The 12,826-nt window shown below is 72.5% G+C and carries 14 protein-coding genes; 9 read left to right on the top strand and 5 right to left on the bottom strand.

Annotated features, from left to right (window positions below; translation table 11 throughout):
* Window positions 1–221 precede the first annotated feature (221 nt).
* Complete coding sequence (gene egtA / locus LQ326_RS08950) at window positions 222–1,490, bottom strand: ergothioneine biosynthesis glutamate--cysteine ligase EgtA (protein ID WP_234534410.1); 1,269 nt, start codon at window positions 1,488–1,490, stop codon at window positions 222–224.
* A 584-nt stretch (window positions 1,491–2,074) separates the two neighbouring features.
* Entirely contained in the window at window positions 2,075–2,890 is an 816-nt protein-coding gene (locus LQ326_RS08945; RefSeq protein WP_234534408.1) for a DUF427 domain-containing protein, read from the bottom strand.
* Between the two features lie 108 nt (window positions 2,891–2,998).
* Between LQ326_RS08945 and LQ326_RS08940 the strand changes: the two genes are divergently transcribed.
* The 9 genes from LQ326_RS08940 (at window position 2,999) to hypA (ending at window position 10,301) form a co-directional block, all read left to right on the top strand.
* On the top strand, window positions 2,999–3,142 hold the full coding sequence (locus tag LQ326_RS08940) for a hypothetical protein (RefSeq protein WP_234534406.1): 144 nt from the start codon (window positions 2,999–3,001) through the stop codon (window positions 3,140–3,142).
* A 464-nt stretch (window positions 3,143–3,606) separates the two neighbouring features.
* Window positions 3,607–5,406 carry a hypothetical protein gene (locus LQ326_RS08930; RefSeq protein ID WP_234534404.1) on the top strand — a complete coding sequence of 600 codons (1,800 nt, stop codon included), beginning with the start codon at window positions 3,607–3,609 and terminating at the stop codon, window positions 5,404–5,406.
* A 3-nt stretch (window positions 5,407–5,409) separates the two neighbouring features.
* A complete protein-coding gene (locus tag LQ326_RS08925; protein ID WP_234534402.1) occupies window positions 5,410–6,504 on the top strand; it encodes an NADH-quinone oxidoreductase subunit B family protein in 1,095 nt (364 codons plus the stop codon).
* A gap of 57 nt (window positions 6,505–6,561) precedes the next feature.
* Window positions 6,562–8,352: a nickel-dependent hydrogenase large subunit gene (locus LQ326_RS08920; protein ID WP_181803715.1), complete on the top strand. Its 1,791-nt coding sequence runs from the start codon at window positions 6,562–6,564 to the stop codon at window positions 8,350–8,352.
* Window positions 8,345–8,890, top strand: coding sequence for a NifU-related iron-sulfur-binding protein (locus tag LQ326_RS08915; protein WP_234534399.1), 546 nt, complete (start codon window positions 8,345–8,347; stop codon window positions 8,888–8,890). The genes LQ326_RS08920 and LQ326_RS08915 overlap by 8 nt, the downstream gene beginning before the upstream one ends.
* Window positions 8,887–9,495: a DUF5947 family protein gene (locus LQ326_RS08910; RefSeq protein ID WP_234534398.1), complete on the top strand. Its 609-nt coding sequence runs from the start codon at window positions 8,887–8,889 to the stop codon at window positions 9,493–9,495. The genes LQ326_RS08915 and LQ326_RS08910 overlap by 4 nt, the downstream gene beginning before the upstream one ends.
* A gap of 54 nt (window positions 9,496–9,549) precedes the next feature.
* Window positions 9,550–9,756 carry a hypothetical protein gene (locus LQ326_RS08905; protein WP_181803718.1) on the top strand — a complete coding sequence of 69 codons (207 nt, stop codon included), beginning with the start codon at window positions 9,550–9,552 and terminating at the stop codon, window positions 9,754–9,756.
* 22 nt (window positions 9,757–9,778) lie between these two features.
* A complete protein-coding gene (locus tag LQ326_RS08900; RefSeq protein WP_234534396.1) occupies window positions 9,779–9,955 on the top strand; it encodes a hypothetical protein in 177 nt (58 codons plus the stop codon).
* Between the two features lie 7 nt (window positions 9,956–9,962).
* A complete protein-coding gene (gene hypA, locus LQ326_RS08895) occupies window positions 9,963–10,301 on the top strand; it encodes a hydrogenase maturation nickel metallochaperone HypA (protein ID WP_234534394.1) in 339 nt (112 codons plus the stop codon).
* Between the two features lie 53 nt (window positions 10,302–10,354).
* Here hypA and hypE read toward each other — a convergent pair whose 3' ends face one another.
* The 3 genes from hypE to LQ326_RS08880 form a co-directional block, all read right to left on the bottom strand.
* Window positions 10,355–11,344 (bottom strand): hydrogenase expression/formation protein HypE, encoded by a 990-nt coding sequence (gene hypE, locus LQ326_RS08890; RefSeq protein WP_234534867.1) that lies wholly within the window; start codon window positions 11,342–11,344, stop codon window positions 10,355–10,357.
* 67 nt (window positions 11,345–11,411) lie between these two features.
* On the bottom strand, window positions 11,412–12,539 hold the full coding sequence (gene hypD / locus LQ326_RS08885) for a hydrogenase formation protein HypD (RefSeq protein WP_234534392.1): 1,128 nt from the start codon (window positions 12,537–12,539) through the stop codon (window positions 11,412–11,414).
* Entirely contained in the window at window positions 12,536–12,826 is a 291-nt protein-coding gene (locus tag LQ326_RS08880) for a HypC/HybG/HupF family hydrogenase formation chaperone (RefSeq protein WP_234534390.1), read from the bottom strand. Before LQ326_RS08880 ends, hypD begins: the two co-directional genes overlap by 4 nt.

The following is a 12,826-nucleotide window of genomic DNA, read 5'->3' as shown; positions in this document are numbered from 1 at the left end:
GCTTCGACGGCTTCGACGGCTTCGACGGCGCGCCCTACCCTCATCCGCAGCGGCCTCGACGACATCGTCGACCGCTCGTCCCGGAGCCGCGGGCACGCGGCGTGCACGGCACCGGGTAGTCACACCGGCAGCACACCGCGCCGGCTCTCGGGCACCACGGACGACTTGGCGACCCCGGACGCTCCCCTGAGGCAACGGCGCGACGCTGCTCGCCACCGCGCTCAGAGCGGCGCGGCCGCCTCCCGGTCGAGTACGTCGTCGGCCGGGCAGCGACCGCGTCGGACGTAGCGTTCGGTGTAGGCCGCGACGGTGTCCAGGACCCCGGTGCTCACGCCCAGTCGGGGCAGGGCGTCCAGCGCCGCGGCGAAGCAGGTCACGGCGGCGCGCCTGAGTCCGGGGTCGGCGAGCCCGCGGCGTGCCGCGCCGGTCCACAGCGGATTGTGCGGTGCCGGGGCCCCGGCGGCCCGCTCGGCCAGGGGCGTCACGGCCCGGTTCGCGATCGCGGCGGCCTCCGGGTCGTCGAACAGGGCCGTCACCACCGCGAGCGGCACGATCCACCCGTCGTCGCCGGGCTGTGCGTCGATCATGCGCAGTTCCAGGTGGCCGCGCGGCCTGACCGGCGGAAACAGTGTGCTGATGTGGTAGTCGAGGTCCGCGTGGGTCGGCGGGCGCATGGTGCGCGAGCGGGTCCACTCGCGAAAGCTCACGCCGTCCGGCACCTCCCAGGGGCCGTCCCGCCGTACGCACATCACCGGCGCGTCGAGGACCCGCCGTACCCAGGCGCGCCGCGGGTCGTGGGCCAGGGAGGGCGCGCCGGCCCGTCCCGGATCGAGTTCCGTCCACTTCAGCTGCCGCGTGGACAGCCAGCCCGTGGCGCGGCCTTCCTGCATCGGCGAGTTCGCGAACGCCGCGACCAGGACCGCGCCGAGGTGGTGCGCCAGCCACCAGCGGCGCGTGAATCCCATGACGCCGGGTTCCTCCCGCCCGGCGTCGAGGCACACCTGGACGGAGGCCGACGTACACATCAGGGTGCGCCCGGCCGGCCCCGTACGGTCGAGGCACGCCTCCATCGCGTCGTAGCGGGGCTCCCGCAGGAACCGGCGCGGGGGCAGCCGGGGATCCACGCCCATGCCGGCCAGGGTCAGTCCGTGCCCGCGCAGTGCGGTGCGCACCGCCGCCAGATCGGCGGAGACCTCCGAGACGCAGGCGCCCAGCGACGGAGCCGGCCGGGAACTCAGCTCCACCTGGCCGCCGGGCTCGAAACTCAGCCCGGACCTCAAGGGGAGGGTTCGCAGGTCTGCGTGGGCCGCTGCCAGCTCTTCGCGGCCCACGAGGTCGTGCGGCGCGCGTTCCCGGTGGACGAGCCATTCCACCTCGACACCGACGCTGCGCGGCGGACCCGTCTTGAAGCAGATCCCCTCGACCAGCGCCTCCGCCTCCTGCTCGCGAAGGGCAGGACCATCGATGCCGCACTCCGGTGAAACCGACATCCGGGAGCCTCCCGAGCCGTCTCAGGGCCGTCGGGGATCCGACGTCCGCCACGCCTACCGCCACACCGTGCCTGCTGCCAGAGTCCGCCGCCCCGCCCTGTCATGACAAGGGCGCGCTTTCCGCCCACCCGCCGCCGGTGTCCCGGCGTGCCTGCTGCCGGACGCGCGTGTCCGGCCCGCTCCCGCCGGGCCCACGTCGTCCGCGACGCCCGCGGCGGGGCCGCACGGGACGAGATCCGCTCCCGCGCCATCGGCCGGCGGCCGCCCGGAACGGAAGCCGGTCCATCGCACGCGTCAAGGGGTGGCCCGGGGCCGGTCGCGCGGGTGGGCATGGCGCCAGTGGGGTGAGCGGCGCGCTGCCGACTCGCCTTGATGCGCCTGGCGGACCGAGACACCGACCGCCCTGGAGGGGGACCCGGGCCCGGACTGCTGCTGGAGGGCCCCGGGTGCCGAGGCCGCCGGCCGGCTTCGGTCCCACCGCGCCGATGACGCCCGGTCTGCCGGGCGACACGCCAGGCCCCGCGCGGTGTGGCCGCCCTTGGCTCGGCGCCGTGCGTCGAGACGGCCGCGGTGGCCGTCCTCCGTCAACCGCGCCGCTGCGCGGAGAGGGCCTTGCTGAAGTGGGTGACGGGGCGGGCCACCCGCTCGCCGTCGATGGTGATGTCGACGGCCTCGTTGTAGAAGGCGAGCAGCCCCCGGACGGCGCCGACCGCGGGCAGCGGGTCCGGGTAGCTCCAGGCGACGTTGGGCGGAACGTCGCCCTCGCCGCGCCAAGACCAGTACTCGGCGGTGCCCTTGTACGGGCAGCCGGTGTGATGGGCGGTGGCTTCGAGCAGGTCGAGGCGGACGTCCTCGCGCGGAATGTAGTAGCGGGTGGGCAGGCCGGTCTCGAAGAGCAGGACCGGCCGGCGGGTGTCCGCGACGACCGTGCCGTCGATCTCGACGACGAGATGCCGGCTGCTGGGGATGGCGTCCACCCGCTTGTGCGGGTCACGGGGGTGGACGAAGATCTCTTCCTCCTCCTCGTACCAGTGGTCGAGGCCCCGCCCGACGCGCCGGAACCACTCGAAGGCGATGTGATCGGCGAGGTCGGCGGCGGGGAAGGTCCAGGCGGCGTTCTCCAGCAGTTCGCCGTCGGCCTCGACGTCGTAGAAGATCCGCGAGCCGGTGTGGGTACCGGTCGGCGGGTTCTTCGCGGGACGCAGGAGTTCCTCGCGCACCTCCGCACGCGGGAACGCGTACAGGGGTACGGGAACCCCGGGCTCCCAGACGAGGACGGGGTGACGGCTGTCGACGACCGTGACGTCACCCTTTCGGCCGCGTACCCAGCGCTCGCTGGGTTCCCACAGGAGACCCTCGGGGGTGGTCCGCACGGCCTGTGCGGTGGGGAACGCGGTCATGGGCGGCTCTCCTTCGGCTGGCTCACACGGTGACTTCGGCGACGTGGGGGCCGGGTCTCCGGGGAGATCCGTTCCGAACTCGGCGACGACCTGGAGCTCCTGATCGACATGGTGCTTGGACCGGTGCTCTACCGGGCCACCCTCCGCCCCGCCGCGCTGCTCGTCGACCACCTGGCCGAGAAGGTCGTGGACACCTTCCTCGACGGAGTGCGCCCGCGTCCTCGGTCCGGCAGCGCCGCCGAGAGCGCGTGACGGAAGACGTCGGGGAAGCGTAGCGCTTCCTGCTCATCGTCCCCGGGCCGCCGCAACCCGTGGCCGGCGACGGCCCGGGGGCAGGTGCTCGCCCACGGGCGCAAGCCCTGGCTCGCGCCCACCTTCCCCGCCCTTTTCGTCGCGCCCTGACCTCGCGTCACCACGCCGGCCCGCGCGGCGTGGGACCGTGCCTCACGGCGGCGCCGCGGGACCTCCGCCCGGCCGGGGCGGTGCACGACCGCGGTCGACGCCCCGGGGCCGCCACCCGCTCGTCCGGTGGACGCCCCCGGGGCCGCCACCCGCTCGTCCGGCAGGCGCCCCCGGGGCGCCGTCCCCTGGTCCGGCGGACGCCCGGGCCCCTCCCCCGTCCGGCCCAACGCCGCTCGGCCACAAGAGGCGAGCAGGCGTGACCGGTGTGACCGTGGTGGAAGGTATGGGCGCGCGCACGGATCCGAGGAGGCTGCATGGCCGAGGGACTGGTCGACGGCAGAGCGTCCCGCGCTGCCCTGGTGGACGGCTCCGGCCGCCCCGAACCGACCTTCGAACGGATGAGTGCCGTCGCCGATGCCGTGCTCTACGAGGGCTACCTCCTCTACCCCTATCGGCGGTCCTCGCCGAAGAACCGCGCCCGCTGGCAGTTCGGGGTGCTCTTCCCCCGGGACTGGGTGGAGGCCGACGGTCCGGTCAGACCCGGGGTGTCGGGTTCGGCGGACTCCTGGTACCAGCAGACGGAGTGTCTGGTGCGGGTGGGCCGGCCGGACGCGGCCGTACGGCTGCGGGTGCGGGTGCGGTACCTGCAGGTGCAGCACAAGCAGGTCGAGGACCGTGGCGGGCGGCCGGTCGAGTCGCTGACCTGTGCCGACGGAACCGTGCACCTGACCTTCGAGGAGGCGGTGGCGCGCGAGGCCGACATCGCGGTCGCGCTGGAAGAGGGCGAGCACAGGTTCGCGGTCGGATCCCCGGCCGGCGCCGACGCGCAGGAGCTGCCCCTGGGCGCGGGACGGATCGTGCGGCGCCGGGAGGAAGTGCGGGCGAGTACCGTCCTGGTGGCCGAGCGGCTCGCCGCGGACCTGTTCCGGCTCCGGGTGCGGACCGCGAACGAAGAGCCTGCCGGGGACCGGCGGGCCTCGCGCGACCGCGCCCTGCGGCACGCGCTCGTCGCGACCCACACCCTTCTCGGCGTCGAGGGCGCGGAGTTCGTCTCCCTGATCGACCCGGGCCCGGCCCTCCGGGAGGCCGCCCGGAACTGCCGCAACGACTTCACCTTCCCGGTGCTCGGCGGTGCTCCTCCCGCCGCCGCCCCCGAGGACGGCTCGGTGTCCGCCCTGCTGCTCTCCTCGCCGATCATCCTCCCCGACCATCCGCAGGTGGCGCCGGAGAGCCCGGGGGATCTGCACGACGCAGGGGAGATCGACGAGATCCTCACCCTGCGCACCATGCTGCTGACGGAGGAGGAGAAGCGGGAGGCCCGGGCGACCGATCCGCGGGCCGCCGAGATCCTCGACCGGGTCGACACCATGCCTCCGGAGGTCTTCGAGCGGCTGCACGGCGCCATCCGCTCCCTCACCCCGCTCGGCGAAGCCGCAGCGGCCCGAGCCTCCGCAACCCGAGCCGCAGCGGCCCAAGCCGCAGGAACCGAAGCCCCGGCAGCTCAAGCCCCAGCAACGGAAGCCTTCGTCAGCGAAACCCCGCCAGCCCAAGCCGCAGCAGCCCAAGCGTCGGCAACGCAAGCTTCGGCAGCCCAAGCCTTCGTCAGCGGAGCCCCGGCAGCCCAAGCCTCAGCAGCCCAAGCCTTCGTCAGCGAACCCCCGGCCGCGGAGGCCTTCGGCAGCGAAGGTTCAGCCGACGGCGGCTCCCCCGGCGCGCGGGCCGTCGGCGACGGCTCCCGCGCCGAGCGCCCCGCCTGGTGGCAGGAGGGCGGCGACGACGGGTTCTCCCCGGCCACCGACACGGTCCTGCTCGGCGGGGTCCGGGTCGGCGGCGGCAGCCCGGTGCGGCTGCGCCCGCGCGGAAGGGGCGCCGACGCCCAGGACATGTTCCTGGCCGGCCGGACCGCGACCGTGGCCGCCGTCTTCCACGACGTGGACGGCAGTACCCATCTCGCCGTCACCGTGGACGACGATCCGGCGGCCGAACTGCACGGCTGGTACGGCCGTTTCCACTACTTCCGGCCCGACGAAGTCGAGCCGCTCGGGGGCACCGACGTCCCGGATCCAGCGGCGGCTGCCCAGCCGTCCCCGGGACCCACTCCATCGGAGGCCTAGCGCATGAGCACCAGCAAGAACGGCACCACGGCCGTCAGCGGCGAACCCGGCCGCGCCGGCGGCGAGCACCCGGGATTCGACGAGATCACCATCCTCTGGATCTCCGAGGGCATGAGCTGCGACGGCGACACCGTCTCCGTGACCGCGGCCGACCAGCCCTCCATCGAGGACGTGGTCCTGGGTCTGATCCCGGGGATCCCGAAGGTCAACCTGGTCAACAAGGTGCTCTCGCCGAGCCTGGGCGGCGAGGACTTCCTCGCGCCGTACCGGGCGGCCGCGCGGGGCGAGCTGGAGCCGTTCATCCTCGTCATCGAGGGCTCCATCCCGAACCAGAACATCATCGAGGGCGACGGCTACTGGACGTCCTTCGGCAACCACCCGGAGACCGGTCAGCCGCAGACCCTCAACGAGTGGATCGACGAACTGGCGCCCAGGGCCTGGGCGGTGGTGGCCATCGGAACCTGCGCCACCTTCGGCGGCATCCACGCGATGGCCGGCAACCCGACCGGCGCCATGGGCCTCGCGGACTATCTGGGCTGGGACTTCAAGTCGCAGGGCGGGCTGCCGGTGGTGAACGTGCCAGGCTGCCCGGTCCAGCCGGAGAACTTCATGGAGACCCTGGTCTGGGTGCTCTACCACGCCGCCGGCACCGCTCCCCCGCCGCCGCTGGACCACATGCTGCGGCCGCAGTGGCTGTTCGGCAAGACGGTCCACGAGGGCTGCGACCGGGCCGCCTACTACGAGCAGGCGACCTTCGCGACGGACTACAACTCGCCCAAGTGCCTGGTCAAGACCGGCTGCTGGGGCCCGGTCGTGAACTGCAACGTGCCCAAGCGGGGCTGGATGGCCGGCATCGGCGGCTGTCCGAACGTCGGCGGTATCTGCATCGGCTGCACCATGCCGGGCTTTCCGGACGCGTTCATGCCGTTCATGGACGAGCCGCCCGGCGGCACCCTGTCCTCGCTCGTGATCAAGCCGTACGGGGCGGTCATCCGCCGGCTGCGCGGCTTCACCAACGAGCTGGTCAACCACGAGCCGAAGTGGCGCCACAACAAGCGCAAGCTCACCAGCGGCTACGCCCCGCGCTGGCGCCCCTGACGCGCCCAGACCCTCCCGCCCCACGTCCCTCCCCCCACAGCAAAGGTCAGCGAGCCGATGACAACAGAGGCCCGGCACAAAGGGCGCAAACCCGAGCAGATCGTGGACATGTCCTGGGATCCGATCACCCGGATCATCGGAAACCTGGGCATCTACACGAAGATCGACTTCGCCAACCGGGAGGTGGTGGAGTGTCACAGCACCTCCTCCCTCTTCCGCGGCTACTCCGTCTTCATGAAGGGGAAGGACCCGCGCGACGCGGGCTTCATCACCTCCCGCATCTGCGGCATCTGCGGTGACAACCACACCACCTGCTCCGACTACGCCCAGCAGATGGCGTACGGAGTGAAGCCGCCGCCGCTCGCCGAGCACATCGTCAACCTCGGCGAAGCGGCCGAGTACATGTTCGACCACACGATCTTCCAGGACAACCTGGTCTTCGTGGACTTCTGCGAGCAGATGGTCAAGGCCACCAACCCGAGCGTGCTGGCCCGCGCGCAGAAGACCGGCGCACCGCGCGGTGACATCCACGGCTACCGGACCATCGCGGACATCATGAAGGCCTTCAACCCCTTCGAGGGCGAGGTCTACAAGGAGGCCCTGAAGGTCTCCCGGACCACCCGCGAGATGTTCTGCCTGATGGAGGGCCGCCATGTGCACCCCTCCACGCTCTATCCGGGCGGTGTCGGCACCATGCCGCAGCCGACCGCGTTCACCGACTACCTCAGCCGGCTGATGCGCGTCATCGACTTCGTGAAGAAGGCCGTCGCCATGAACGACGACGTCTTCGACTTCTTCTACGAGGCGCTGCCCGGCTACGAGGAGGTGGGCAGGCGCCGTGTCCTCCTGGGCTGCTGGGGCGCGTGGCAGGACCCGAAGGTCGTCGACTACCGGTACGAGAACATGGACCGCTGGGGGAAGGCGATGTACGTCACCCCGGGCATCGTGGTCGACGGCGAACTGGTCACCAACAACCTGGTCGACATCAACCTGGGCCTGCGGATCATGCTGGGCTCCTCGTTCTACGAGGACTGGGTCAACGAGGACCCGTTCGTCACCCACGACCCGCTCGGCAACCCCGTCGACATGCGCCATCCGTGGAACCAGACCACCCTCCCGGTGCCGCAGAAGCGGGACTTCGAGGGCAACTACAGCTGGGTGATGAGCCCGCGCTGGTTCGACCAGCGCACCGGCGACCACCTGGCCCTGGACACCGGCGGCGGCCCGCTGGCCCGGCTCTGGTCGACCGCGCTCAGCGGCATCGTAGACACGCCGTACATCAAGGCGACCGGCACCAGCGTGCGGATCTCCCTTCCCAAGGGGGAGACCCTGCCGGAGACCACGCTGGAGTGGAAGATCCCGAAGTGGTCCAACACCCTCGAACGCGACCGCGCCCGGCCGTACTTCATCGCCTACGCGGCCGCCATGGCCCTGCAGTTCCTGGACGAGGCGATGGGTCTTGTCCGGTCCGGCGACACCAAGGTGTTCGAGGACTTCGAGGTGCCGGACGAGGCCATCGGCTGCGGTTTCCACGAGGCGGTGCGCGGGGTGCTCTCGCACCACCTGGTGATCAAGGACAAGAAGATCGCCAACTACCATCCGTACCCGCCGACCCCGTGGAACGCCAGCCCCCGCGACAAGTTCGGCACCCCGGGCCCGTACGAGGACGCCGTCATGGGCCAGCCGGTCTTCGAGGAGAACGGCCCGGACGACTTCAAGGGCGTCGACATCATGCGCACGGTCCGCAGCTTCGACCCCTGCCTGCCGTGCGGTGTCCACATGTACACGGGCAAGGGCAAGACCCTCAGCGTCACGCACTCGCCGGTGTACGGGGCGAACCATGACTGACGGACGGCTCGACGGCCCGGCGGTCGAGGCCCGGCTGGCCCGGCTCGACGCGCTGCTGGAGAGCCTGGAGTCCGCGCCCGGTCCGGCCGGCGGCTCGGCCGTCGAAGCGGTACGGCTGCTGACCGAGGTCTACGGCGAGGCGCTCGCCCGGGTCCTCGACCACGCGGGCCCGCAGACCGTCCGGCACCTCGCCGACGACGAACTCCTCGACCATCTGATGGTCCTGCACGACATCCATCCCGACCCGCCCGAGCGCCGGGCCGCCCGCGCGGTCGAGCGGCTGCGCCCCGCCGTGCGGGAACGCGGCGGTGACGTCGAGTGGGCCGGTGTGGAGGACGAGGTGGGCCGGGTGCGGCTGGCCACGGGCGGCGGTTGCGGCTCCGGGTGCGGCGGAGGTACCAAGGAGATGACCGACGCCGTCCGGGAGGCGGTGCTCGCGGCGGCTCCCGAATTGGCCGACGTGCAGCCGGTGCCCGAGGCCCCGGCGCCCGCCTTCGTCCCCCTGGACTCCCTGCGCCGGCCACAGGAGGCCCGGTGACGGCCGACGGAGCCCTGGCCCGCCTCATCCGTTCCGCGGCCGACCGGCAGCCGGCGGCCGGGGCGGAGGTGTGCGACCTGTGCGCCGCCCCGGTCTCCGAGGACCATGCGCACCTGTACGACACCGGGCGGGCCGAGATCCGCTGCGTCTGCCGGGCCTGCTCGGTGCTGTTCGCCGACACCCGGCAGGGCGCCGGCGCCGAAGACGGCCAGTTCCGGCTCATTCCCACCCGCCGGGTCCGCCTCCCGAAGGTCGACACCGCGGCCCTCGGCGTCCCGGTCGGGCTGGTCTTCTTCGTGCCGCGCGCCGACGGCTCGGTCACCGCCGAGGGACCGAGCCCGGCCGGCGCCATGCGCTGGGAGGTGTCGGCGGCGGCCTGGCAGCGGGCGGTCGCGGGCTGCCCGCCCCTCGCCACCATGACCGCCGACGTCGAGGCGCTGCTGGTCAACACGGTGCACGGCCTCGACCACCACTGGATCGTCCCGGTCGACGACTGCTTCCGCATGCTCGCCGTCGTCCGCCGGGAGTGGCGCGGCCTGTCCGGCGGCGGCCGGATGTGGCCGGCCACGGAACGTTTCTTCGAGGAGCTCACCGAGCGGCCCTGAGCCGAGCGGCCTCGAGGAACGGCAACACACGAAAGCCCAGGAAGGAGAGACCCCATGGGCAGCATCAGAGTCGGCCGCGCCCAGGCGAGGCCCGACACGCCGTCCCACGTGCCCGGCATGCACCAGGGCAACGAGGGTCCGTACCGGAAGCAGACAGGACACCACCCGGACGGCACCGCCGACGCGCGGCGCTCGACCAACATCCACTGGAAGCGGCACGACGTGCTGCTGGACGTCATGCCGAACATCCCGCCCGGATGACACCGAACAGAAAGTGCCCGCTATGAAGATCGAACACAAGAGAACGGGTACGGCGGTCCAGCGCGTCCTGGCCGCCGAGGCCGCCGTGGTGGGCGCCCTGCTCCTGGCGCTGTTCGTCGCCGAGATCCCCAGCGTGCTGCGCGAGATGAAGATCTGGCGGATCTCCGGCGGGCTGCGCGCCGGTCACCGGTATCCGTGAGCCGGCCGTGCACGAACTGTCGATCGCGACCGCGATCGTGGAGCAGGCCGGCGAGTGGGCCCGGGCGGACGGCGCGGACCGCGTCCTCGCCGTGACCGTCCGGGTCGGCGAACTGTCCGGGGTCGTCCCCGGCGCCCTGGACTTCGCCTTCGAGGTGGCCCGCGACGGCACCGCCCTCGCGGGCGCCCGGCTGGTGGTCGAGCAGGTGACCGCGCGGGCCTGGTGCGGGCCGTGCGCCGAGGAGTTCGCGGTGGGCATGCCGCCGTTCTTCTGGTGCCCGCGCTGCGACCGGCCCGCCACCGAACTGCGCAGCGGCCGGGAACTGGAGATCACGGCGGTCGAATGACGCGGCCGGTGCCCCGGATCGTCCTGGGCACCGGCCACGTCACCGCGCTGTCGTCAGCAGATCCGGGGCAGCTGCTCCCCCAGCGGAAGATCGACGACCCGGGTGCCGCCGAGGCCGGTCGCCACGACCACCATGCCGGGGTGCTCGGTCACGCACTCGCCGACGACCGCCGCGCCCGCCCCCTGCGGATGGGCGCGCATCGCCGCGAGCACGGCCTCGGCCTCCGCCGGCGGCACGAAGGCGACGAGCCGTCCCTCGTTGGCGACGTACAGCGGGTCGAGGCCGAGGAAACCGCAGGCGGCCGCGACCGCGTCCGGGACCGGAATCGCGCGCTCGGCCAGTCGTACCCCTGTTCCCGAGGCGCGGGCGATCTCGTTCAGCGACGCGGCCAGACCGCCGCGGGTCGGGTCGCGCAGGACGTGGATGTCGGGGGTGACGTCCAGCATGGTGGCCACCAGGTCGGCCAGCGGCGCGGTGTCGCTGGCGATCTCGACGCCGAACTCCAGCCCCTCGCGCACGCTCAGCACGGCGACGCCGTGCAGCCCGATCGGCCCGCTGACGATGACCGCGTCGCCGGGCCGGGCCCGCTGCGGCCGGATGTCGACGCGTTCGGGGACCAGGCCTACGCCGGCCGTGGTGACGTACACCCCGTCGCCGTGCCCGGCCTCGACCACCTTGGTGTCGCCGGTGGCGATCGTGACACCGGCCGTCTCGGCCGCCGCGCCCATGGCCCGCGCGACGCGTTCGACCACGGTCAGCTCGACGCCCTCCTCCAGGACGAAGGCGGCGGAGAGGTAGGCGGGCCGGGCACCGCTCATCGCCAGGTCGTTGACCGTGCCGTTGACGGCGAGGTCGCCGAGGCAGCCGCCGGGGAAGAACAGCGGCCGTACCACGTAGGAGTCGGTGGAGAGGGCCAGACGGGCGCCGCCGAGGTGGAGGACGGCGGAGTCGGTCAGTCCCGCGAGGAGTGCGTTGCCGTAGGCGGGGGCGAAGATCTGCTCGATCAGTTCGGCGGAGAGGGCGCCGCCTCCGCCGTGGCCCATCACCACGACCGGCTGGTCGCGGATCGGCGCCGGGCAGCTCCAGTTCGCGGGGTCGACGACGGTCTGCTCAGCCAACGGGGTTCATCTCCTCGCGCGGGCGCGCCGGTTCGGACATCCGGCGGTAGAGGTGGTACGCGGCGCAGGCGCCCTCGCTGGAGACCATGGTGGCGCCGAGCGGGGTGCGCGGGGTGCAGGTGGTGCCGAAGGCCGCGCAGTCGGTGGGTTTGATGAGCCCTTGCAGGACCTCGCCGGCGCGGCACTCGGCGGGTTCCTCGGTGCGGATACCGGTGACGTCGAAGCGGTGTTCGGCGTCGAAGTCGCGGTAGGCCTCGTTCAGCCGCCAGCCGCTGCCGGGGATGCGGCCGATGCCGCGCCAGGAGCGGTCGGTGACCTCGAAGACCTCCTCGATCATGCGGATGGCGGCCGGGTTGCCGTCGGGGCGCACGGCTCGGGCGTAGGCGTTCTCCACCCGGTGCTCGCCGCGCTCCAGCTGGCCCACCGTGCGGCGGATGCCCTCCAGGATGTCGAGCGGTTCGAAGCCGGTGACGACGACGGGGACCCCGTGCCGTTCGGCGAGTTCGGGGTACTCGGCCATGCCCATGACGCTGCACACGTGCCCGGCGGCCAGGAAGCCCTGCACCCGGCAGGCGGGGGCGGTCATGATGGCCTCGATGGCCGGGGGGACCCGGACGTGGGAGACCAGCAGGGTGAAGTTGGCCAGGCCGAGGCGCCTGGCCTGGTGGACGGCCATGGCGTTGGCGGGTGCGGTGGTCTCGAAGCCGATGGCGAAGAACACCACCTGCTTGTCCGGGTGGCGCCGGGCCAGCTGGAGCGCGTCGAGCGGGGAGTAGACCACGCGGACGTCGCCGCCCTCGCCCCTGACCCGGAACAGGTCCCGGTCGGTGCCGGGGACCCGGAGCATGTCGCCGAATGAGCAGAAGATCACGTCGGGGCGGGCGGCGATCTCCAGTGCCTTGTCGATGCACTCCAGCGGGGTGACACAGACCGGGCAGCCCGGCCCGTGGATCAACTCCACCTCGTCCGGCAGGAGCTGGTCGATGCCGTGCCGGATGATCGAGTGGGTCTGGCCGCCGCACACCTCCATCAGGGCCCAGGGGCGGGTGGTGGTGGCCCGGATCTCGTCCAGCAGCCGGCGCGCCAGCTCGGGGTCGTTGAACTCGTCGAGGTACCTCACCGGGCCTCGCTCCCTTCGGCCTGCTGAGCGGCCTGCCGCCAGGCGTCGCCGAACTCCTCTTCGAGCAGCCCCAGTTCCTCGAAGAGCTTGAGGGAGGCCAGGGCCGACTCCTCGTCAAGTCGCTGCAGGGCGAAGCCCACGTGGACGATGACGTACTCACCGACCTCGACGTCCGACACGTACTCCAGACACACCTGCTTGCGCACCCCGCCGAAGTCGATCAGGCCGGTGAGCGGATCGGAGGTGTCGTCGATGCTCACGACCCTGCCGGGCACTGCCAAACACAT

The organism is Streptomyces shenzhenensis (assembly GCF_021462265.1).
Lineage (GTDB): Bacteria > Actinomycetota > Actinomycetes > Streptomycetales > Streptomycetaceae > Streptomyces > Streptomyces shenzhenensis.
The sequence above is the reverse complement of the archived record's forward strand: the minus strand, read 5'-3'. Positions and strand labels throughout refer to the sequence as shown.

Coding starts and splice junctions, on each gene's coding strand:
- egtA (WP_234534410.1), bottom strand. CDS start 1,490: ATGTCGGTTTCACCGGAGTGCGGCATCGATGGTCCTGCCCTTCGCGAG.
- LQ326_RS08945 (WP_234534408.1), bottom strand. CDS start 2,890: ATGACCGCGTTCCCCACCGCACAGGCCGTGCGGACCACCCCCGAGGGT.
- LQ326_RS08940 (WP_234534406.1), top strand. CDS start 2,999: ATGGTGCTTGGACCGGTGCTCTACCGGGCCACCCTCCGCCCCGCCGCG.
- LQ326_RS08930 (WP_234534404.1), top strand. CDS start 3,607: ATGGCCGAGGGACTGGTCGACGGCAGAGCGTCCCGCGCTGCCCTGGTG.
- LQ326_RS08925 (WP_234534402.1), top strand. CDS start 5,410: ATGAGCACCAGCAAGAACGGCACCACGGCCGTCAGCGGCGAACCCGGC.
- LQ326_RS08920 (WP_181803715.1), top strand. CDS start 6,562: ATGACAACAGAGGCCCGGCACAAAGGGCGCAAACCCGAGCAGATCGTG.
- LQ326_RS08915 (WP_234534399.1), top strand. CDS start 8,345: ATGACTGACGGACGGCTCGACGGCCCGGCGGTCGAGGCCCGGCTGGCC.
- LQ326_RS08905 (WP_181803718.1), top strand. CDS start 9,550: ATGGGCAGCATCAGAGTCGGCCGCGCCCAGGCGAGGCCCGACACGCCG.
- LQ326_RS08900 (WP_234534396.1), top strand. CDS start 9,779: ATGAAGATCGAACACAAGAGAACGGGTACGGCGGTCCAGCGCGTCCTG.
- hypE (WP_234534867.1), bottom strand. CDS start 11,344: ATGGGCCACGGCGGAGGCGGCGCCCTCTCCGCCGAACTGATCGAGCAG.
- LQ326_RS08880 (WP_234534390.1), bottom strand. CDS start 12,826: ATGTGTTTGGCAGTGCCCGGCAGGGTCGTGAGCATCGACGACACCTCC.